Source organism: Marinilactibacillus sp. Marseille-P9653, from assembly GCF_916618885.1.
Classification (GTDB): domain Bacteria; phylum Bacillota; class Bacilli; order Lactobacillales; family Carnobacteriaceae_A; genus Marinilactibacillus.
Map to the genome: position 1 here is coordinate 1487648 of NZ_CAKAKH010000001.1, position 21762 is coordinate 1509409.

At 34.5% G+C, this 21762-nt stretch carries 22 protein-coding genes; 14 read left to right on the plus strand and 8 right to left on the minus strand.

Features of this window, described 5'->3' with window-relative positions; genetic code table 11:
* Positions 1–57: 57 nt before the first annotated feature.
* From rplS to LG377_RS07310, 5 genes are all read left to right on the plus strand, one after another.
* Positions 58–408: a 50S ribosomal protein L19 gene (rplS, locus tag LG377_RS07290; RefSeq protein WP_225744017.1), complete on the plus strand. Its 351-nt coding sequence runs from the start codon at positions 58–60 to the stop codon at positions 406–408.
* A gap of 84 nt (positions 409–492) precedes the next feature.
* Positions 493–1287, plus strand: a complete 795-nt coding sequence (locus LG377_RS07295) for an alpha/beta fold hydrolase (RefSeq protein ID WP_225744018.1) — start codon at positions 493–495, stop codon at positions 1285–1287.
* A 159-nt stretch (positions 1288–1446) separates the two neighbouring features.
* The gene (locus tag LG377_RS07300; protein WP_225744019.1) at positions 1447–1932 is read left to right on the plus strand and encodes a hypothetical protein; all 486 of its coding nucleotides are present in this window, start codon (positions 1447–1449) and stop codon (positions 1930–1932) included.
* A 9-nt stretch (positions 1933–1941) separates the two neighbouring features.
* Positions 1942–2364, plus strand: coding sequence for an OsmC family protein (locus LG377_RS07305; protein WP_225744020.1), 423 nt, complete (start codon positions 1942–1944; stop codon positions 2362–2364).
* 119 nt (positions 2365–2483) lie between these two features.
* Complete coding sequence (locus LG377_RS07310) at positions 2484–2996, plus strand: hypothetical protein (protein WP_225744021.1); 513 nt, start codon at positions 2484–2486, stop codon at positions 2994–2996.
* Positions 2997–3400: 404 nt separating this feature from the next.
* Here the strand turns inward: LG377_RS07310 and LG377_RS07315 are convergent, their stop codons facing one another.
* Positions 3401–3991 carry a helix-turn-helix domain-containing protein gene (locus tag LG377_RS07315; protein WP_225744022.1) on the minus strand — a complete coding sequence of 197 codons (591 nt, stop codon included), beginning with the start codon at positions 3989–3991 and terminating at the stop codon, positions 3401–3403.
* Positions 3992–4137: 146 nt separating this feature from the next.
* Here LG377_RS07315 and LG377_RS07320 point away from each other — a divergent pair, with 146 nt between their 5' ends.
* Positions 4138–4446, plus strand: a complete 309-nt coding sequence (locus LG377_RS07320; RefSeq protein ID WP_225744023.1) for a hypothetical protein — start codon at positions 4138–4140, stop codon at positions 4444–4446.
* A gap of 174 nt (positions 4447–4620) precedes the next feature.
* Positions 4621–5406 (plus strand): aminoglycoside 6-adenylyltransferase, encoded by a 786-nt coding sequence (locus LG377_RS07325; protein ID WP_225744024.1) that lies wholly within the window; start codon positions 4621–4623, stop codon positions 5404–5406.
* A 187-nt stretch (positions 5407–5593) separates the two neighbouring features.
* Here LG377_RS07325 and LG377_RS07330 read toward each other — a convergent pair whose 3' ends face one another.
* Positions 5594–5692: a putative holin-like toxin gene (locus LG377_RS07330; protein WP_225744025.1), complete on the minus strand. Its 99-nt coding sequence runs from the start codon at positions 5690–5692 to the stop codon at positions 5594–5596.
* A 237-nt stretch (positions 5693–5929) separates the two neighbouring features.
* On the opposite strand from LG377_RS07330, the gene LG377_RS07335 reads away from it, so the two are divergent.
* The 7 genes from LG377_RS07335 (at position 5930) to LG377_RS07365 (ending at position 16218) form a co-directional block, all read left to right on the plus strand.
* On the plus strand, positions 5930–8821 hold the full coding sequence (locus LG377_RS07335; protein WP_225744026.1) for an insulinase family protein: 2892 nt from the start codon (positions 5930–5932) through the stop codon (positions 8819–8821).
* Between the two features lie 351 nt (positions 8822–9172).
* Positions 9173–10356, plus strand: a protein-coding gene (locus LG377_RS07340) for an IS3 family transposase (protein WP_225744027.1) whose coding sequence is annotated in 2 segments (ribosomal slippage) — positions 9173–9458 and positions 9458–10356 — 1185 coding nt in all. Because the reading frame shifts where the segments join, the coding sequence is not laid out codon by codon here.
* Positions 10357–10524: 168 nt separating this feature from the next.
* On the plus strand, positions 10525–12066 hold the full coding sequence (locus tag LG377_RS07345) for an Eco57I restriction-modification methylase domain-containing protein (RefSeq protein WP_225744028.1): 1542 nt from the start codon (positions 10525–10527) through the stop codon (positions 12064–12066).
* Positions 12059–12979, plus strand: coding sequence for a BsuBI/PstI family type II restriction endonuclease (locus LG377_RS07350; protein ID WP_225744029.1), 921 nt, complete (start codon positions 12059–12061; stop codon positions 12977–12979). The genes LG377_RS07345 and LG377_RS07350 overlap by 8 nt, the downstream gene beginning before the upstream one ends.
* Before the next feature lie 82 nt (positions 12980–13061).
* Positions 13062–13730, plus strand: a complete 669-nt coding sequence (locus LG377_RS07355; RefSeq protein WP_225744030.1) for a hypothetical protein — start codon at positions 13062–13064, stop codon at positions 13728–13730.
* 12 nt (positions 13731–13742) lie between these two features.
* Complete coding sequence (locus tag LG377_RS07360; protein ID WP_225744031.1) at positions 13743–15200, plus strand: nucleotidyltransferase; 1458 nt, start codon at positions 13743–13745, stop codon at positions 15198–15200.
* Positions 15201–15471: 271 nt separating this feature from the next.
* Positions 15472–16218 carry an SDR family oxidoreductase gene (locus LG377_RS07365; RefSeq protein WP_225744032.1) on the plus strand — a complete coding sequence of 249 codons (747 nt, stop codon included), beginning with the start codon at positions 15472–15474 and terminating at the stop codon, positions 16216–16218.
* Between the two features lie 876 nt (positions 16219–17094).
* Here LG377_RS07365 and LG377_RS07370 read toward each other — a convergent pair.
* The 6 genes from LG377_RS07370 to LG377_RS07395 form a co-directional block, all read right to left on the minus strand.
* Positions 17095–17619 (minus strand): GNAT family N-acetyltransferase, encoded by a 525-nt coding sequence (locus LG377_RS07370; RefSeq protein ID WP_225744033.1) that lies wholly within the window; start codon positions 17617–17619, stop codon positions 17095–17097.
* A gap of 22 nt (positions 17620–17641) precedes the next feature.
* The gene (locus tag LG377_RS07375; RefSeq protein ID WP_225744034.1) at positions 17642–17893 is read right to left on the minus strand and encodes a hypothetical protein; all 252 of its coding nucleotides are present in this window, start codon (positions 17891–17893) and stop codon (positions 17642–17644) included.
* A gap of 273 nt (positions 17894–18166) precedes the next feature.
* Positions 18167–18382 (minus strand): hypothetical protein, encoded by a 216-nt coding sequence (locus tag LG377_RS07380; RefSeq protein WP_225744035.1) that lies wholly within the window; start codon positions 18380–18382, stop codon positions 18167–18169.
* A gap of 98 nt (positions 18383–18480) precedes the next feature.
* Complete coding sequence (locus LG377_RS07385) at positions 18481–19383, minus strand: ABC transporter ATP-binding protein (RefSeq protein WP_225744036.1); 903 nt, start codon at positions 19381–19383, stop codon at positions 18481–18483.
* 19 nt (positions 19384–19402) lie between these two features.
* Positions 19403–20497 carry a hypothetical protein gene (locus LG377_RS07390; protein ID WP_225744037.1) on the minus strand — a complete coding sequence of 365 codons (1095 nt, stop codon included), beginning with the start codon at positions 20495–20497 and terminating at the stop codon, positions 19403–19405.
* Entirely contained in the window at positions 20494–21642 is a 1149-nt protein-coding gene (locus LG377_RS07395; RefSeq protein ID WP_225744038.1) for a hypothetical protein, read from the minus strand. Before LG377_RS07395 ends, LG377_RS07390 begins: the two co-directional genes overlap by 4 nt.
* Positions 21643–21762: the final 120 nt, after the last annotated feature.

The window sequence follows — 21762 nt, forward strand, 5'->3', positions numbered from 1 at the left end:
TGACAATATTCCGCTGGGACTAGCTCCTAAGAGTATTGCGCGAAAGGAGTAGTTAAAATGAATCCATTAATTCAAGATATCACTAAAGAACAACTACGTAGCGATCTTCCTGACTTCCGTCCTGGAGATACTGTTCGTGTTCACGCACGTATCGTAGAGGGTACTCGTGAGCGTATCCAGATTTTTGAAGGCGTTGTGATTGGTCGTCGTGGTCAAGGTATCAGCGAAATGTACACTGTTCGTAAAGTATCGAACGGAGTAGGCGTTGAGCGTACTTTCCCATTACATTCACCTCGTGTTGCAGAAATCGAAGTGACTCGTCAAGGACGCGTACGTCGTGCTAAATTGTACTACCTACGTAACTTACGTGGTAAAGCTGCACGTATCCAAGAACGTTCTCGTCGTTAATCACCAAGAGATAGTTAAAAGCCTATTTTCTCCACTAGGAGTTAATAGGCTTTTTTAGTTTACGATTTTTAAGGAGCTGACTTTATGCACGAAACAATACATACTAAACAAGCTACTCTCTCTATAGAAACTAGTGGATCCGGTGAAACCTTATTACTCCTTCACGCAGGGATAGCGGATAAGCGCATGTGGACTAAAGAAGTGGACTATCTTTCCAGACACTTTCAAGTAATCAATATCGATTTACCAGGTTTTGGTAAAAGTGAGATATTAGGAAATTGTATTGATTTTACGGAAACGATAAACTCCGTCATGCATCACTATCAGCTAACAGAAGTCATTTTAATGGCCGCTTCTTTTGGTGGGAAGATTGCCATTGATTATACTTTGCTATACCCAGACAAGGTTTCAAAATTAATTTTAATTTCTCCGGCCGTTAGTGGATGGCAGAATTCGCTAGAGTTAGATGATTATGAACGAAAGGAAGAGACCGCTGAAACGGTACTAGATTCAATCGAATTGAACTATCAATTTTGGATAGAGAGAAATCTTGATAAACAATTCTTAAGTGACGCAAACAAAAACCTTTTATATGACATGTTAGGCAATCTCTTCTCAAAAGAGACTGACCATGTTGAGGAAATTGAACAAGTTGAAAATAGCTTGCTACTATTAAACAAACTGGAGCTTCCATTATTAATGATAAACGGTGATCATGATGTGGTCGATTTTTTAGAAATCGGTAGATATATGGAAAAAGTTGTACAATCTTCTAAGCGTGTTCTGATTCCTTTTGCAACGCATCTTCCAAACTTCAATAATGAAAAACTGTTTAAAAAGACTGTTCTTTCATTTTTGATAGATCACAACAATCAGTAAGGAGTGTATGTAAATTTTCGTATAACGAGGAGTTAAAAAAAATCTTTATTTGGATTAATGGATGAATTCTGGAACAACCCTGTTCATAAAGCTTAAACTACGTTATAATAAAAGTGAGAATTTAATGATAGTATGAAATGAACTTATTGGAGGATTTTGATGAGCACAATTACGGACAATTTCAAAGCACTAGCAGAAGAAAAGCAAATTCAATTCAAAGTTAAAGAAATTCCAGCACCGATTCGCAATAAAGAAGGCGAAACAACTGAACAACAACAGCTTTTATTCCAATCGGCACTTCGTGTTACTAAGGATAAACCTGTTGGATGTGCTGTCATTATTCATGATGCACCACTTGAGCGTGTAAACTATCAAATCACTTACAACAAAATAGGATATGTAACGGATCGCAACAAACTACCAGATATCTTAACTCAACTGAACGAATTAAATGCAATGAAGTCTGGTTATTTCCGCTTCTTAGTTTCTGGCGATGGAGAACTTTTCATGCGTTATTTAGGGATTACAGGTGAAGATGTCAATCCAGTGATGGACGTCTTTGTATTTGGCGGACGTATCTTACGTGCATTACTGCCAGAACTAGAAAAAATGGACGGACTTGACCTGACACCTAAAAAAGGGTAAGGAGTCATTATGGATAAAGCATTATTTGAAACGTCCATTGTTAATAAAGATGGCGTAGACGGCGTTGCATATGTAGATGATCCGAAAGGACTGCGGGTGATTACTTCCAGTCCATTGAGCGATGCCCCGGGTACGAATCCAGAAGAGTTATTCGGCCTAGCGATTACCACTTGTCTGAATGCGACAATACAATCTCTACTAAAGGCAAGAGGGGTCGATAACAAGAGCCAGGTTACCTGCACAGTACAACTGAAACGCGAAGCTGACGGTATTGGATTTTTCTTTGATGTAGCTATATTTGCATCTGTTGAGAATATATCGCTAGCTGATGCGTCTAAACTGGTTGAATCTGCAGAAAAACGTTGTCCTGTTTCGAAATTGACTCAAGGAGCTACAACGCTTAATATTCAAACTGTTGCATACGAAAATTGATTCAAAGCGATTAAATAAGACTCCGCCAGATTGATTCTTAAAATCGATCTGGCGGAGTCTTTTTCTGTCATTTAGCATCCAAGCGTGCTAGCACCTTTATAAACATATAAGATAAGTGAGTGAACGAATTGGGTAATGTGAATAAAGAAGATTTTTATTATGGTGCTTTTCTATCTAAATTAACAAAATCAGGAACGATTCCTGTATTGATCCAAACAACAGAAGATGGGATTTTTTATCGATTGACTTCTCAAGGTTCTGAAGCTGAGCAGATTGTTTTGATGAAATACCGATCAAAACCAGATCATAATGGAAAAAAGGTGAAACGCTGGGATTTTTCATTTACCAAATTGGAAATCCAGCAGTTGAAACAGTACCACGAAAAAGGCATACAACACCTTACAGCGCTCATTTGTGGTGTGCATAGTCATTTACCTCAAAGTGAAATTGCTGTGCTCAACTTTGAAGAAACCATTGCTTGTATTGGGATAACGTATACTTCAGGGAAGTCACGAAGGATAACCGTTAGAGAAGAAAAATACGCTCCTGGTTTAAAAGTCTATGGTACGAGTTTAGCAGATAAAGATTTTATCCGAGTGGACAGAGACTTTCAGAGTCAATATCTACTCTGAACTTGATAAAAAATCTCAAAAGACATCAAAAAGACCAGTCGAATTACTGGTTTTTTTGATGTCTTTTAAAGTTATCAGTCTATACAGCTAGAAAGCCCTTATCTCTTCATCAACAAAACCATAGGGATTGTAAACAAGTTTAGGATCTTCTCGTGTTTGTTTACTCAAATCCTCACGTCCCATAACGTTAAACAGCTCGATAGATAAATCGTAACTTTCCTGACTTTCTTTTTCTTTATTTAAACCCTCTAAACACATCCCTTTACGAACAAGAGCAGCACCGAATGATAGAACCTTGTTATCACTCTTTGATTTCGTTATAAGCTGATCAGTATACTTTAAAGCTAACTCGTACTGTTCATGTGTAATAAGGAGGCAAGAGATATGAGATAGAAAGGACAGCCTTAATTCTTCAGCTTCTTTAAAGAGTAATACTTTTCTAACTCCTCTAAAGCTTTATCTGTCAATGATACCGCTGTTTCTAGTTCAAAGTAATATAAAATACCATTTAAGAGATGGAATTCCGAGAGATAAAACTTATCCAATTTTTTTAATCGATCCCAAATATTTTTTGCATATTGTTGAGCCTCAGCTAAACTGTTCTTCTCAATTAAACAATAATAGGCATGAGCAATATTCAATACGTCTTCGGTCATATGATCATATCGTTTTTCAAGTAATTTATTAGCAGCATTTATCAAATCTTTAACATAAGAAATATCTGGAAACTGTTCCATTTCCTTAAACAGATGTAAGACGGTATCTTTATCGTTTAAACTATAATCGTTTAAAATAAATGAGTACTCGTCATGATGCATGTCCATGTAGTCAAGAATCGCTAAAAATTTAACGACGTTTGGATTGATTTCATCTTTTTCTAACTTAGTATAGTTTGATCTAGACATCGTACTGTCAGAAACTTCTTGTTGCGTGTATCCTTTATTCTCTCTAATAGCTTTTAATACCTTCCCTAAATGATAATACCTATCACTCATTATAAAACCTCCTAGTTTTCCGGGTAAAATAATAACAATTATTAAGAAAGTGACAAATTGTTGTTAAGATACCTTATATAGAGACGGTAGTAAAAGACAGTTGGTATAAAGTGTAATGAAACAAACTTCGATATAAGGAGAGAATCATGAAAGAGAACAAACAACTATCGCAAATTCAGGAAAAAGAATACAAATTTATTATTGAAGGTAAAACTGTGTTGATTACTTTAACTGTAGACAGTGACGATGTTTTCCATAATGCAGATGGAAAGATTGATTGTCCTTTAGAGACAGTATTGAGAAAAAACAATTTCACTTTAAATGAACTCAGTACATGGGGAATCGTAAATATTCGATTAGTCAGGTTGCTTGATGAGCGGGAACTCATCATTAACCAAATTGATTCATCTATACTCCTAGAATTAATCAATTCTAGCATGAATGTCGAAGGATAGAGATAAGCACCGAAAAAGATTAACAAAAGTACAGTGAATCAATACACAAATACAATATCGTTTTGATATCGTATTTGTGTATTTGTTATTTTAAGATGGTAAAAGGATACTCTATATCTTTAGTGGAAACTATCTCCGTAATCAAGTAACCTAGAATAAAAGGAGGTTTTTACGTTGAGATATGAGCGGACAAGAATAAAAAAGGCTATCGTTAGTAGGCTAAAAGAGGATAGGGATATTATCGGTATATACTTAGGTGGGTCCTTAGCAAAGGGTACGGAAGATGCGTTTTCAGATATCGACTTGAGAATCGTAATAGAAGAGGGTGCTTCAAAACAGGATAAACTGACAGAACTGATAGAAGATCGAAAAGATGTTCTGTTTATAGAATCTTGGTTTCCGTCTTTTGCGGTTATCCATTTTGACTGTTTTGTAAAATTAGATCTTTTTGTCTACTACCAAAGTCAATTAGATGCAGATATATGGTTAAAAGAAATTAAAATCTTAAAGGATACTAAAGGAATCTTGGAAAAGTTGAAAAATGATTCTGAAAAGTTAACATACTTACCCACTCAAGAAGAGTTCGAAGCAATCGTATATAAGTACTTAGCACATTTTCATGAGTTATATAGAAGATACCAGCGTAAGGAATATCATTATGTTCAGCAAAGTTTTTTATCGATGCAGCATTGCCTGGTCTCGCTTTATCATATTCATTTAGGTATTCCGGCCAATAGTCCTGATGACTGGAGTAAATACGAAGGGGAGAGAAGCCTATTAACTCCAGACAAGCAAGTGTACCTCCTGAAACTGTCTCAAACCACCTACGATCAGATCACTAGTACTTTAGATTCTTTAAATAAAGTAATGGAACGGGTAGCTAAAGAGATCGCTGAAACAAATCATTTAAATTTCAAGCAGGACTTGTTTTCTAAAGCAACCGAACTCGTTGATTTTTGAGTAAAAATCACTATAGGAGACTTCTCTTAAAAATTGACAGTGTTATGTAATATGATATACTAGAATTGAAAAAGAGCCTTGCCTGAACAAGACTCTTTCCATAAGCCGTTTACTGACGGTGACCATATGAATTGAGCGATCAAACCGTCCTTTAACTCTCCAAAGTCAGGACGGTTTTTTTGTGTCTTCATTTATCTTTTTTATTGATATTGATGACAAGAGAAATCATAGCAATGACGAACATGCCAAATCCCATCATCAGTTGCAAGGCTTCGGTAACACTCAATCAGGCTTCTTCTTTCTGAAAAATGGACTATAGCACCGCATAGTGCCACCTCCTAAATAAAAGCCACCGTCAGAACTTCTTACAAATCCATTATAGCAAACACACGTTCGAAATCAAGCGATATCTCAAAGTGTTTTGTAACAGAAAAACTAAATCGTAAATAATGATTCTGGTTTTTCATAAATAGTGTTAGAATTGAATTAGAAATACTATGTAGGAAGAGGAGAATTAGATTATATGAGCTTTAAGTCATTGGAAACCAAAGAACTAGCCGATATTCAATCAGTCGGAACACTTTACGAACATGAAGAAACAGGCGCAAAGGTCCTTTATCTGAAGAATGATGATTCAAATAAATCTTTTACCATCGGATTCAAGACACCGCCTTATAATGATAACGGGATTGCCCATATTCTAGAGCATTCTGTTTTGAATGGGTCGAAGAAGTATCCTTCTAAAGAACCCTTTGTAGAGTTGATTAAAGGATCTCTGAATACATTCGTGAATGCAATGACGTTTTCGGATAAAACGATTTATCCTGTCGCTTCTACAAATCAAAAAGACTTCAAACATCTTATGGGTGTTTATCTTGACGCAGTATTCCAGCCTAATTTATATACGGATGAACAAATACTAGAACAAGAAGGCTGGCATTATCATTTAGAGAACGCAGAAGACGATTTGATTTATAAAGGCGTCGTTTATAATGAGATGAAAGGGGCAACCGCTTCTCCTGAGAGACAAGTATATCAGAACTTGATCAGTCATCTGTACCCAGAAAGTATCTACAGTTATGAGTCAGGCGGAGAACCACAAGCGATCCCTAGTTTAACTCAAAAAGAATTTGTTGAATTCCATCAAAACTATTATCACCCAAGTAATTCGTTAACGATTTTATATGGTGATTTAGATATAGATGAAGCTTTTTCAGCCCTTGAATCTTATTTCTCAGGAATGGGCCGCAAAGATATTGTTGATTTAACGATGGATGCAACTGAACCCACTCAAAAATCTTACGAAGGAACGTATTCGATTACTGAAGGGGATACGCCTGAAGGAAAAGACTTCTTGGCTCTAGGATGGCACGTGGCTTCTCAAGATCATCCTTTAGATAAGTATGGACTAGAAGTTTTACAAGAGATTTTATTCGGAAATAATCAGTCCCCGCTTAAAAAAGCATTACTGGATGCAGAAATCGGTGGAGATATTGACGGAGACGTGGATGATATTGGTTTTCCAACAGCCTTTACGATTCTAGCTAAATATTCTGATACAGCTAAAATGGATCAATTAAAAGAAGTTGTAGAAGAAACGTTATCAATCCTTGTCAAAGATGGCATTGATCAAGAACTTATTGATGGAGCATTGAACAAAATTACCTTCCAAACAAAAGAAGCCGCTATATCAGAAGATAATCCGCGTGGTGTCATTTATGCTATACGTTCTTTGAGTACATGGCTATATGAAGAAAATCCATTTGTAAATCTTGAGTTTTCAACTTACTTGGATCAGTTAAAAGAACTTGCTACTGAAGGATATTTTGAAAAACTTATTTCCGATAAACTATTAGAAAACACGTTCCGAGTAGAAGTGGCCTTAAAAGCTGAACCGGGTAAAAATGATAAGCTGGAAGCCGAAACTCTAGAAAAATTACAAGAGTACAAAGCTCAACTTTCTGAGGATGAAATCAAGGCAATCGTTACGAAAACGAACGCCTTAATCGAACGCCAAGAAACGCCAGATCGTCCGGAAGATCTAGCTAAAATCCCTACTTTAACAAGAGAAGATTTAAGTACTGAAGTAGAAGACTATCCATTAGTATCTTCGACTATTTTCGAACAGTCTAAGTTCTATCATGCTGAGCAGTTCACTTCAGGAATCGATTATATTAGCCTGTATTTTGATATCAGCGACTTCAAACAAGAAGCGTATCCATTACTAGGATATTTAAGTAAACTACTCAGTAGACTAGGGACAGACCATTTAGACGTAGCGACCCTTCAACGTCAAAGCGATTTACACACTGGTGGTATTTACGCAACAATCGATATATTTGAGAACAAAAATGGTGAAGTAAAACCTCACTTTGTTATAAGAGGGAAAGGTTTAGAAGACTTTTCGGAAAAAGTGATTGAACTGATGCATGAGATTATTGCGCACACTCAATTCACTGATAGCTCGGAGATGCTGAAAATCACTCAAAGCTCGATTTCTAACTTTGAAAATGCTGTTAACTATAGAGCCCATGTATTGGCTGCTAATAGAGCTTTGAGCCAAGTTAAACCTGCTTCTAAATTAAACGAGCTAGCTGGTGGCATCGATCAGTTTGGACACTTGAAAACCATTCGTGATCAATTGAAATCAGAAGAGACTGAAGAATTAACGGAACAGTTGAAATCATTACTAAATACAATGCTTAATAAACAAAGAGTCACGGTCTTGTACGTCGGTGAAAGCGAACGTGTAGAGCCCATTAAAGCTCAATTAGAGTCATCTTTTGCTGAGGTAGAAGATTCTAAAATAGGGGATGCCGTTCAATTCGTTCCTGGAGAACTTGTTAAAGAAGCTTATGTTACGGCACAGGATGTAAACTATGTGGGTACTGCAGCTGACGCTTCAGACAAATTGCCATTTAACGGCACGACTAGTGTATTAGGTACCGTCTTCCGTTTTGATTATTTATGGAATGAGATTCGCGTAAAAGGTGGGGCGTATGGTTCACTGTACAATCACCGTAGAAACGGAAGCTTTGCGCTTGGGTCATATCGAGATCCAAATATTGGTAAAACCTTGGAGATCTACAAGAAATTATCAAATTTTGTAGATAAACTCTCGTTATCTGAGACAGAATTGGTTAAATATATTATAGGAACCATGAGTCCCTTAGAACAACCAAACTCGGCATTCAGTAAAGGACTCATTGCTTTCGAACGATTCAATCGAGGCATTAAGCAAGCAGAAATTCAGAAACTAAAACAAGAAATTTTAGCTACAACTTCAGAAGACTTGGCTTCACTAGCAACTGAGTACAGCAAAGTACTGGAAGATAGTACAGTTGTCGTCATTGGGAACAAAACACAAATAGAAAAAGAAAAAGACTTGTTTGATAAAGTCATTGAACTTTACTAAGAAAATATCTCGAGACGACCTTCTTAATCGGAGGTCGTCTTTTTGTGTTTGATTACTTACAAAAGAGTGAAGAGGAGTGTCTAGATAGAATAATTAAAAGAGAGGTGACCAAGTTGGTATGAAAGGGAACCATGTGTTACGGTTAAGTTGGTCTTAAGGTGGCGGCGGAGAATGGCTCGCCTATAATAAGTTTGATAAGACAACTTAACGATAAGCAAAACCACAAAACATTGTATTTATAAAGGAGTGATTGTATATTTACACTAGGGAGAAAATGGATAGGTTACACTCAGTTGGACAGAAAAGATAAGGTGTGTATACTAAACACAACATACACAGGAGGAATCTATCATGTCTACTCGTCGTCCACGTCGAACTTATACAGAAGAATTTAAGAAACAAATTGTTGATTTACACAAAGCAGGAAAATCAAGAAAAGGAATCATAGAAGAATATGATCTTACAGGATCGGCTTTTGACAAATGGGTACGTCAACATAGTCAAACCGGTTCATTCAAAGAAAGAGATAACTTAACACCTGAACAGAAAGAATTGAAAGAATTAAGGAAAGCAAATACCCAGCTTAAGATGGAAAATGATATTTTAAAGCAAGCGGCGCTGATATTCGGGCGAAAGTCGAAGTAATCAAACGCAACAAACATAACTATTCTATATCAGCGATGTGCCGTGCCCTTAAGATCAGTAGAGGATCTTATTATTACGAAGTAATAAAGAAAGAAAGTGACGCGGAACTCGAACAAGCGATTATTGAAGAGTTTGCCAAAAGCAAAAACAATTATGGCACGCGTAAACTGAAGAAAAGATTGAAGAAGCGTGCGTTTATCGTATCTCGTCGGAGAATTGGACACATTATGAAAAAGTTTCATCTGGTGTCCAAGTATGATAAACCATCATACAAACCACAAAAGAGTGGAGTCAATCAAGCGAAGATTGAAAACGCATTGAACCGTGAGTTCAATCCGAAAGAGCCGATGAAAGCTATCGTCACGGACTTGACCTATGTCAAAGTTGCCAATAAGTGGTTCTATGTTTGTTTTATTTTAGACTTGTTTAACCGCGAGATCATCGGGTATTCTGCTGGTCCCACTAAGACAGCTGACTTAGTCCTGCAGGCTCTCGCTACAGTTAAGGGTGATTTACATACGGTCAACGTGTTCCATACTGACCGGGGAAAAGAATTCGACAACCATACTATTGATGAGTTACTGGATACCTTTGATATTGTGCGCTCGTTAAGTAGAAAAGGGAATCCTTACGACAATGCCGTAGCGGAGTCCACGTATAAATCATTTAAGTTTGAATTTGTCTACGACAACACATTCCATACACTCTATGAACTGCAGGTCCAACTTATGGACTACGTCCATTGGTGGAATCATTTTCGCCCACATGGATCATTGGACTACGAATCTCCTATCGATTATCGAAAAGATTGGGAACAGGAACAGTCTGAAATGGAAGTCTGCAAATCCGTTGTTCCCCAGCTGGTCGAAACTAGCCTCTCATTCAGTTAGAGAGGCAAAAGGAAAGTGAACTCAATCATCATTTACACCTTATAATTTTTGTTCAAAAAAGTGTTGACATACCAAATTATTGTATCACTATTAAGATTAAGATGAATAGTTAAAGCGAAAATGATACTATTAAGATAGATAATAGAGTGCGATGTTAGGATGGTAAGCATGTTAGATATAGAAGAAACAAAAGCGTTAATGAATACAGATCATAATCAAAACACCATATTAGATGCTGTGATTAAAAATACAGATAATTATTTAGATTCAAAAAGTAAAGTTGAGAAAAAAGAAATCGGTCAATTTTTCACTTCAAAGGAAACCGCGTTGTACATGGCAGAAATGTTCACAATTCCAGATAAATCTGTGCAAAAGATATTAGATCCAGGAACAGGAACAGGAGTTTTGTCTGTTGCTTTAATTGAAAAATTGCAAAAAAATGACATCGAAAGAATAGAATTAACTTGTTATGAGAATGATTCTACAATTTTACCAATCCTTAAAGAGAATTTAGAAATTGCAACGAGAAAAAGTAGGATTGATTTAGTCGTAAATATCCATGAAGAAAATTATATACTCAGCCAAAGCGATGATTTTAACAATTCCATATTTGAAAATAATAATCCTACTAAGTACGATATGATAATTGGCAATCCTCCGTATAAAAAGATTAATAAGAATGCTGAAGAGGCAGTATGTATGAAGAAAGTATGTCACGGAGCTCCAAACCTATATTTTCTATTCACCTCTATGAGTATTTTTAATTTAGCTAAGGATGGACAGTTAGTATATATTATTCCAAGATCATGGACATCAGGGACATACTTTAAATCATTTCGTGAGTATTTAATACAAAACAGTAACATTGAGCAGATGCATCTTTTTGTTAGTAGAGACAAAGTTTTTGAAAAGGAAAAAGTATTGCAAGAAACTATGATTCTTAAATTAAATAAAAAAGATAAGCATAAGGAAAATATTGTAATAACATCATCAGCTAACAATAGTGATTTTCATAATTTAAAAACATTAACTGTTCCGTATGACGAGATAGTTGTTGGTGAGCAAAAATACGTTTTTTTAATAACTTCAAAAGAGGAAGCAAAAGTTGTAGAAAAAATTAATAGCTTTGAACACACATTACCCCTTCTAGGATTAAAGATGAAAACAGGGATTACTGTAGATTTTCGAAATAGAGATGAACTAAGGAATAGTCCTGAAAGCAATACAGTTCCATTATTTTATTCATCGCATATCAAGAATGGGGAAGTTGTTTTTCCAATCGAAAAGGATAATCAGTTTATTACTAAAGAAAAAGCTGGCCTAATTCAAAAGAACAAAAATTATTTGTTTGTAAAAAGATTTACAAGTAAGGAAGAAAAGAGAAGACTGCAGTCGGGGATATACTTACGTGCAAAATTCCCAGAATATGAGTATATAAGTACGCAAAATAAAATTAATTTCATCGACTTTAAAAACGGTGAGGATATGGATGATATCCTAGTATATGGATTATTTGTGATTTTTAATTCGTCTATTTACGACGCGTACTACAGAATTCTAAATGGTTCTACTCAAGTAAATGCAACTGAAATAAATAACATGCCAATTCCCTCTATAAATCAAATCAGAAAAATGGGTATAGAACTAAAGAAATTAAATAATCTGTCAGAAAAAACATGTGACATTATATTGGAGGAACTGAATGACTAAATTAGATGAAGCAAAAGATATATTGAATCAAATAGGAATGCCTATAAGGCAGCAATCTGATCTATGTGGATATGTTTTTCTTGCTCTTGCAGGTCTTAAAGAAGAAATGTCATGGGGAAATTCGAAAGCTGAGTGGATAAGAATACACGATATCATCGTATTTATTAATGATGAGTATGGAATAAAATATGCTGAAAATAGTCGAGAAACTATAAGGAAACAAGCTATTCACCACTTTAGAAATGCCGCGATTATTGAAGATAACGGAAAAGCAACCAATTCTCCTAACTATAGATATAGACTTACTGAAGAAGCGTTAGAGTTAATTCAACAATACGATAATGAAAAATGGGTTGTTGCAATTGATGAGTTTCTAGATACTCATGATACATTAGTAAGTATCTATTCATCTAAGAAAAAAATGACTAAAATGCCTGTAAAGATAAACAATAAGAAGTATACATTTTCAGCAGGAGCTCATAATCAATTACAAAAAGATATAATTGAAGAATTCGCACCTAGATTTGCTCCTGACAGTATATGCTTATATGTAGGTGACACAATAAAAAAGGATTTAGTCAAAGAAGACTCTGCGTTTTATGAATTGAGCGTTGACATAACTTTGCATGATAAGTTGCCTGACGTAGTACTTTATCAAAAAGAAAATGACTGGATGTTTTTTATTGAATCAGTTACTTCAGTTGGACCAATGAGTCCTAAAAGGATTTTAGAAATTGAAGAAATGACGAAAGACTCTTCATTTGGAAAAATTTATGTAACCGCATTTCCTGATTTTAAAACGTTTAAAAAGTTTTCAGAAGAGCTAGCATGGGAAACTGAAGTTTGGATTGCGGAAATGCCTGATCACATGATCCACTTGAATGGCGATAAATTTCTCGGACCAAGGACATAGACGATAAAATATTTTACCTCTTTAATTAAAACAAATACTACTCAAGGAAGTGATTAATATAGACTTTATATCAAGCATTATATTGGATATAGGGAAATTTGTATTAGGCTATATTGTAGGTAATTTTGGAAAGTTAAAAATCTTAACAAAGTCATTTTTCTTAAGAAAGAAAGATATACGACTTAGTATGTCTTATATTTTTAGAATAAAAATAGGAAAAAAATACTTACTTATACGTGGCTCTAAGATTTCTCAATACCAGCCCGTAGGAGGGGTGTATCAATATTATCAAAGTTTTAAAAGTTTGAAAAATACTTTAGGCGTTATTGATGACCGAAACTTTCATGATAATAATGATTTAAGGATTAATATTAAAGGGGAAAAGTTAAATCATTTTCTTAATTGGTTTGAATCAAGAGAAAATCGAGAAGTATCGGTTCATAGAGAATTTAGAGAAGAACTGATTGATACCGGCGTTCTTCCTACAGATGCTTTGATAGGTTTAAGTCCAGAGTTTATAAAACAGGAAAAATTAGGAATTAGATTCTCTACTCATTTTAATATAGATGAATTACTTGTATACGATATTTACGAAATTGAACTTGATGAAGAGTATAATCAGCTTCTCTTAGAAAAAATAAAAAAAGATAACTATTTAGTATTAGTAACTGCTGAAGAAATAAAGGCTAAAAGCTTTAACTTAAATGGCATTTCTACAGCAATTGGTGAACATGCTTTATTCATAATATAGAGGTGGGAAATATTGATATTTGACATTAATGGGTACAAAAATTACTTGAATGAACTTATTAAAGAAATTGATGTTTCAGATACTGATTATGAAAACGCAGAAAGAAGTTACAAGTCACTTTCCAATTGGCTTCAAAGAGAACAATCTATTTTAAATAAATATGAACCTGATATTTTTATTCAGGGCTCATTTAAGCTTGGAACAGCAATAAACCCAATAACTGATGAAGGCAATTTTGATTTAGATATTGTTTGTAAACTCAACAAATTAGGTAGGAAAGATATCACTCAAAAAGAACTAAAAAAAGAACTTGGTACAGAGGTAATAAGCTATTCAGAAGCTAAAAGTATGAAGAATGATCCAAAAGATGGAAAGAGATGCTGGACGATTAATTACAGTGAAGGTTCAAAGTTTCATATAGATATACTTCCCTGTATTTCAGAAACTAACTTGTACTCCGAAGATTTAGTTTATATCACTGATAAAAAAAATCCTTTTTTTAATACAGTAAGTTCTAACTGGGAAGTTAGTAATCCGAAAGGATATTATAAGTGGTTTCAAGAGGTATCTAAATACAATGAATACAGGGCTACATATGCAGAAGCTAGAGAAATGTCTATTGAAGATATTCCGATCTATAAGGTCAGGAATCCATTACAAAGAGTAATTCAATTATTAAAAAGGCATGCTGAGTATGCCTTTGAAACAAATCAAGAATATAAACCCTCTTCTATCGTAATTACAACATTGGCAGCGCAAGCCTTCAAAGACTATAGAGGTAATAATTCTTTATTTGATCTGTGGATTTATACATGCACCAATATAAATGATTATTTAGTTGTCCACAATAATAAGTATTTTGTTACTAATCCTGCAAATGACAAAGAAAATTTCACAGAAAAATGGGAACATGATAATAAATACTATGAAAATTATAAGAAATGGCATATTCAGCTCCTAAAAGATTTTGGAATTATGGATTCTGAGTTTGGACTCTTTGACGGTATTAAAATGAAAGAAAGTTTAAAAATAAACAAAAGAATAAACAGTACAGATCAAAACTCTTATAACATACCTCATAGAAGAAAACCTAACTGGGTAATGAGGGATGAGCAAGTTGTCACTATTAAAGGGTTTAAGCGAAGAGATGGCTTCAGATATAGAGAGTTTAATAGTGGAGATATTGTAAATCCAAATTGGAATTTGAAATTTGAGATTTACACAGAAAACATTAGAAGCTTTGACATATTCTGGCAGGTAACAAATACAGGAAGTCAAGCTCGTAAAAAAAATTCTTTAAGAGGAGATTTTTATGATAGTGAGATTGAGGAAGGAAAAAGAGTTAGAAAAGAAGATGCATTATACGTAGGAAGTCATTTAGTTGAAGTATATATAGTGAAAAATGGTATTTGTTATGGTAAGAGCAAACCTTTTTTAGTCAATATAAGTAACAATATATTTGTGTTTTGAAAAAACAAGATAAATTTTTAGATAATTACCTGAAATTAACAAGTAGGATTTTAAAATAGGTTCCTATTACAATAAGCTAATGATATTAGTTGATTTCATTTGAACCTTCCATAAAATAGAGATCGCATTCGTAACTCTTTTTAATTTATTAGAAACAGCACGCCCATGCATTGCTTAATTTGGTAATCTAATTGACCTTCTTAGGAATCAAAGTCAATGAAATTTATTTTAATGGTAACCAGTCACTTTGTTGATTTATCAAGAACATATAATGGATTTTAATCTAATAAATTATGAAAACCAAAAACAAGGTCTTACGATGCAGATTGATAAATTAGACGTAACCGATCCTAAGGACAGAGAAAAAGCCTGGAATTGGGACATTGATGTGCTAGTTAACAATGCAGCCATCAAAGAGGGAGGAGCAGTGGTTGATATCCCTGAAGATAACCTGCGCAATCAGTTTGATGTCAATGTTATTGGTCCAGTTTTATTAACACAAGGCTTTGCTCGTAAGATGATTGAAAAGAATAAAGGAAGAATTGTATTTGTTTCTTCTATATCAGGAATGATGGTTAATCCATTTTCCGGACCTTATTCTGCTTCTAAATACGCTACTGAAGCGTTAGTGAATACTCTTTCTCAGGAGCTACAAGAGTTTAATATAGAAGTTGCTACGATTAACCCAGGGCCGTATTTGACTGGATTCAACGACCGTGAAATGGAAGTTTGGAGAAGCTGGCAAGATGATGCCTCTAAGCGTGTATTCAATTACGAAGACATTGCCTTTCCATTTGAACAGTTCAACCCAGAAGAATTAATAGAAGGTGGACTTAAAGTCATCCTAGGAGAAACAAAATCTTATCGTAACGTAATACCTGAAAAGATGATTTCTCAAGTAAAAGAACAACAAGAATATCTGTGGAACAAAAAAACAGATGAAGCATTGGGCGAACGTCACCAGATGGTTCAAAAAGCCTATGACTTAGAACCTGAAACAAAAGCAGAAGACTACTAAGATAATTATATTAAAATTCAAACGGTGAATGCCTCTTTTGGAGGTACTCACCGTTTTTATTAAGAAGATATTTGCTCACCACGGTTCCCCCTTCACTCTTTTACGCTAGAGAGTAGGAGAGAGGGGCTGATAGTGGTATATGATAGAGTGCTTTTGGTTTAAGGAATGAATTCCTTTTGTAACGCTTTCAAAAAATAATGGATTTCGTTACATTTTAATACCATGATTTGCAAGCTTTCCTTATTGATCTATTAATGATTTGATCTTAAAATAGAATTTGTTTGATTTTATGCTGTTTTAAACTATTAATGATAATCCATTGGATCTAATCATAAAAGCATATATATAAAAGCAATAATATACTTTTAGGTAAATTTCAGCAATTTTTTAATAACTTTAGTTCCAATTGCTTAATTAAAGTCATTTACTATAAACTGATTTGTAAATGTTTTTAATATCTATAAATAGCAATCAACTAGTCATTAATTGTAGAAATAATGATTATCAAGCACAGATATAGAGTAATAAGAATAATCTACTAGGAATGAATATGAATAAGAGTTGAGTCGGATTAAACATTCTGCAGAGCTAATTAAGCTTGGATATGGTTCTCTAAATATATGTGTATGCTTGTAAAAACAAGAATACATGATTCAAAAGTAACGGAGCATAACTCTTAGATTAAATTAGGTATTATTTAACAATAAATAGGGTATTTAATAATATGATGATTTTCCAAGCCATAGACTCTTAAATTTTTATATTAGTTTACATAATATATATTATACAAAGTAGAATATATGAAATAAAGTCTCTTCTCAATCGGTTTAAATTGAAATCCAATTGAAATTCAATCTAGACTGTTTAATCCTTACATTAATCCACCCAAGCTTGGGAAATATCATCCCATCCCAATATGGATTCCTCTAAATTTTTTCCAGAGATCGATAATTGTTTTGAGTCTAAATATTTCCCGCCAAGTTTTTCATAAAATTTTACAGCTTTATTTGCTGCTAATACTTGTACAAGCATTTTCTTATGATTCAGTCTCAATAAATCATCCATTAAATGACTCACAAGTTTTTTACCTAGTTGATTTCCTTGATATCCTTCAAGTATGTATATCGCGTGAATTTCACAATCGTAATCTCGATACGTATCGATCAATCGGTTTTGACCACCAGTTATGTATCCTGCGATTTGATTGCTATCGTCAATAGCTACATAACTAATTGGGCTGTTTTCTATAAAGTAAGTTTGAAACCTATCTGTATAGAAATCGTAATTCATCTTATTTAGAAAATCATCTGGCACAATCCCTTTATATGTAGTTTTCCAACTATCTACTTGCACTTTTGCAATCTGAGCTGCGTCTTCTGCCCTAGTCTTACGTATATACACATTAATCACTCCCTCTAGTTTTTCAATTCATCAATCCTTGTACTAATTTCTGAATCGAATACATCATGATCATCATGCCAAATATACCGATAAATAAGAATAAATATGAGCCTTCAACATATATCATACACATGGTAGATGCTAAAAAACCAAAAATCGCTCCTAAAATATATATTACTCTTTTTCCGGAGAATTTAGGATTAGTTTGTTCAAATTCTTCACCAGTACTTTTCAAATCAGATATTTCCTTAAACTTTTTCAATAGTTCATTCATTCTTGTTAGTCACAACCTTTTTTAAAATATAATCTATCGCCATACCAACTAGAAATCCGATTAAACCACCCAAAAGGATTCTTGGAATTGTATTTAAGTTATCAGTTGGTATGAACTCAAATATCGTAACGATTATTATTGGCATGACTATGAAATAAATCCAGTTTCTTTTTTTTGGTCATTTGTAAACATTCCTTTCAGAAATAATGAAAACCTAAGCTAAGATGAAGGTTCTACTTATTCCATTCATTTATATATATTCAAATTATCACTTTATTCAAATAATTTAAAAAGATCTACGTCAAACCTCATTGAAAAGTAAAGTAATCCAATGATCACAAGTATGAAGACTATAATAATGAGAAAAACAAGCGCAAAGCCACCTGCACACGAGAAGCCTTTACTTCCATAGAGTTCGGTTTCCTCTTCCTCACTTAATTCAATTCTGCGGAACTTCTCTTCTTTATTCTTTTTTGAATGACCAATCATTACTAAAGCTCTCCTAAATGAATCATAGTTTTTTAGTTCTAAAGGCGCTATTTGGAATCTAACATCATCTTATCTATGTTTATTAGTCTCTAAAAAATCTACTGATTATAAAATTCTTCGTACCATTCTGCTGTTCCTATTTGACCAATCGTAACGTTCAGGATATTCTGATCGATAAAAAACTGGATCCAATCATTGATTTCGATTTTTTCAAGAGATTTTAACGGGATTGCTACAATTTTTCCAGCGATATACTGAGTGTTTTCTGGAAAGTCTTTTACTGCTTTCAATTCATCATACTTGGGTTTATTCAAATGTATTTTAATATAGGACTGGTTGATTTTGTCTACTTCACCTTCCCTTGTTTCCAGTAAGATATGGCCATCTCTGAAGAATAGAATCCGGTTAGCATACAGATCCAAATTATCTAGTAAATGCGAGGCAATCAAAATGACTTTTCCTCGTCTTTTTAGTTCAATAAGCTCATTTGTCAGCAGTGTTACATTATCAGGATCGAGCCCGTTCATAACTTCATCCATTAGCATGATCTCTGTATCCGCAGCGAGCAGCATCGCAAAGGCTAACCTCTGACGCATCCCAAGGGAATAGGTTCCTACCGGCTTTTTAACATAATGCGTCATGTTCAAGGATTCAATGATGTCGTCTATACTAGTCACCTTCCCTTTCCACATTTTGGCATACAACTTCATATGTTCGTAGCCGCTTAGTTCTGCATATAAGTCATTTAATTCGGGCAAAAAGGACAGGTACTCGTGCATCTTGATTTCCTGCTTTTTGGATCGATAGCCATACTGATCTAAAATGGTTACCTCTCCTGCATCTGGTGTAAGAAAATTCATAATGATATTCAGTAAAGTGGACTTACCTGTTCCATTCGGTGCAACGAGTCCAATGATTTCTCCACTATGCGCTTCAAAGCTGACTTCTTTTAAAATGTCTTTTTCTCCAAAAGACTTGAACACTTGATTGATCTTCAGCATATTTTGCATCCTCCTAACATTAAATAATCGCTCTTACTCTATTAAATCGACTAACTAGGAACATTCGGAAAAAGGTTGAAGGAAATAAATCGACATTTGAAAAGTAACCAATGCCTCTTATATAGTATAGCCTTTCTGTGAAAATGACTGCGAGTCCGACTAATAGATTGAAGTATTCATTTTTCAGTAGCAGACTACACAAGATGATAAATCGAGTAAATAAATAGGCAATTACGAGTATCAATGCGATGGCTTGTAGATAGAAAAGACAGATTGAAATGGTATAGAAGTTTTCTTCAAGTAGTATCGGACCATTAAATACGATTACGGGGATTGAAAAACTTCCAAAGCCTTCTTTTAGAGCAACTATACTCAACCCAAGCAGAAAGATAGAAAAACTAACGATACTGAAAGTGGTTATTACAACAGCTGTTTTAACCCAGAGTTTTTGCTCAAATGACAGTGGAAAACTACTGACTAATGAGAGGTGGTTACGATCCTTTGTTACGATATCAATAGAGAAAATCACCACTAGACTGATCAGTGCGATGGGGACAATACTTGAATTCCATGCTCGAATGCCTGTCTGAAGAGCTGTGCGCTCCTCAAGAACAGCTGGTGTTATCCTTGTCCCTTTATCTACATAAGCACTATAGCGCGTAGCGGTGCTTAAATACCAATAGCGACCTTCTTGTAATGGGTACTGCTGGCCAATTCCGTAATAAGCCGTATTATAAGAAAGAAACTCTGGGCTTGAAAAGATCCACTGGTCCTCATATCGATACCATTCAGCCGTCGCTCTTGTATAGGCAGCAAAGTCTTTTTGCTCTAATGCATCTAAACGTGTTTCATTAAGTTCAACAAGTGGTGGAAAATAACTTAAAGCAAACGCCGCTCCAGAACTGGTGCCTTCTCCTCTGTAGTTTTCTAACCAATGACTCATTTCATCATAGTCTTGTTGTACGTTTACTGCATCTACTCTTTCATCCGGTTGATAATTCGGTTCAATAACAAATACATAATACAGTGTCGTAATCAGCAAAAGAATGATTGCCGCAAGATTCTTTTTATTGCGAATGATGCTGTTTAATTCAAAGAAATAAAAGGCCCTCATTCTCCTCCCTCCTTATGACTTGTTGATAGTCGATGTTTTTTAGAAAAATAAATGGATAGTATAATCAGATAGATTAGACTCCATAGAGAGTAAATAAGTATTGCCCTAGAATAGACAATCCCACTCTGACCAAAATGCTCTCTGGCTATCCCTGTCAAAACGGCTATTGGATTCAAATAACTAATTGGCGTATAAGCCAGGTTGCCCCATTCTCCAGAAAACAAGAAACTAATCAGCAGAAAACTACTACCAAAGAACAACGTCAAGTAACGATTCTTCAAAAAACTATTCAAAACAGCCGCTAATAAAATGGTATGGATAACAAAGCCTGCAGAAATCAATAAGCTTTTCAGAATGAATTGACCGGTAGATACTGCTTCATATCCTGATAGTGTATAGATGACTCTCGGATATTGCATTGATCCTGCATCGAACAGTAGCAGTGAACCAATATAAGCTAAACCGAATAAACCGGTTAATACAAGCATCGTGGTGAATAGATAAACCAATAGTTTTCCAAGCAGTCTTTGACTTTCATTAATAGGATAGGCTTGAATGATGGTATGATGTGCATTGTCTTTTGTTAAAATATCACTTGTCAATAAAAGTAAAAAGATAAAAAACACGCTGCTGAATGCCGTGATTGCGAGCACTAAATACGTGGAACTACTTTGTGCATCTCTTTCGATCGTTTGGTTCTGATCCTCTAAAGCTTGATAGTAAACAGCTTCTCTTAGCGAGTGTTCTAACGGCACATAGAAATTCTGATTAAAGGATTCATAGCCTTTTTCATGTGCCTGGATTCTCGTTTCTGCAAGTTCTATACCGACAGACGTATATTGCTCCAGGTCATCATAAAATGTTAAAGCGACTTCCTGATTTCCAATCAGCTGAGATTCTTTTAAAACATCACTGTAAACCGGAAAACGATCAGGAGCTTCTTCTACAATATGTACGGGAAAACTAGTAATAGTGTTTCTGACGGTATGTAGTTCGTTTTGTGTCTTATTATAAATGTCATTCACCTGTTGGTACGGTATGTAAAACAGTAGACCGATTAAAAATAGTGCCACCCCTAAGAACAAGAAGCCATTTTTTCGGTCTCTCATAAACAGTTCGGTTTCAAATCTTAAGTATTCTTTCATTGAACCCCTCCTATTATTCACTAACTAATTTATAAGTTCTATTATATTAAAAAAACATTACAAATAAAATAGATATATTAACATTATTTTAATTTTTCATAAATGAAAAAAGTAGTAGTT

Bases quoted from the DNA above. Each gene is read 5' to 3' on its own strand.
- LG377_RS07295 (WP_225744018.1), top strand. From the start codon at position 493: ATGCACGAAACAATACATACTAAACAAGCTACTCTCTCTATAGAAACT.
- rplS (WP_225744017.1), top strand. From the start codon at position 58: ATGAATCCATTAATTCAAGATATCACTAAAGAACAACTACGTAGCGAT.
- LG377_RS07315 (WP_225744022.1), bottom strand. From the start codon at position 3,991: ATGAGTGATAGGTATTATCATTTAGGGAAGGTATTAAAAGCTATTAGA.
- LG377_RS07375 (WP_225744034.1), bottom strand. From the start codon at position 17,893: ATGAATGAACTATTGAAAAAGTTTAAGGAAATATCTGATTTGAAAAGT.
- LG377_RS07350 (WP_225744029.1), top strand. From the start codon at position 12,059: ATGACTAAATTAGATGAAGCAAAAGATATATTGAATCAAATAGGAATG.
- LG377_RS07390 (WP_225744037.1), bottom strand. From the start codon at position 20,497: ATGAGGGCCTTTTATTTCTTTGAATTAAACAGCATCATTCGCAATAAA.
- LG377_RS07385 (WP_225744036.1), bottom strand. From the start codon at position 19,383: ATGCTGAAGATCAATCAAGTGTTCAAGTCTTTTGGAGAAAAAGACATT.
- LG377_RS07300 (WP_225744019.1), top strand. From the start codon at position 1,447: ATGAGCACAATTACGGACAATTTCAAAGCACTAGCAGAAGAAAAGCAA.
- LG377_RS07365 (WP_225744032.1), top strand. From the start codon at position 15,472: ATGGATTTTAATCTAATAAATTATGAAAACCAAAAACAAGGTCTTACG.
- LG377_RS07345 (WP_225744028.1), top strand. From the start codon at position 10,525: ATGTTAGATATAGAAGAAACAAAAGCGTTAATGAATACAGATCATAAT.
- LG377_RS07305 (WP_225744020.1), top strand. From the start codon at position 1,942: ATGGATAAAGCATTATTTGAAACGTCCATTGTTAATAAAGATGGCGTA.
- LG377_RS07395 (WP_225744038.1), bottom strand. From the start codon at position 21,642: ATGAAAGAATACTTAAGATTTGAAACCGAACTGTTTATGAGAGACCGA.
- LG377_RS07335 (WP_225744026.1), top strand. From the start codon at position 5,930: ATGAGCTTTAAGTCATTGGAAACCAAAGAACTAGCCGATATTCAATCA.
- LG377_RS07320 (WP_225744023.1), top strand. From the start codon at position 4,138: ATGAAAGAGAACAAACAACTATCGCAAATTCAGGAAAAAGAATACAAA.
- LG377_RS07380 (WP_225744035.1), bottom strand. From the start codon at position 18,382: ATGATTGGTCATTCAAAAAAGAATAAAGAAGAGAAGTTCCGCAGAATT.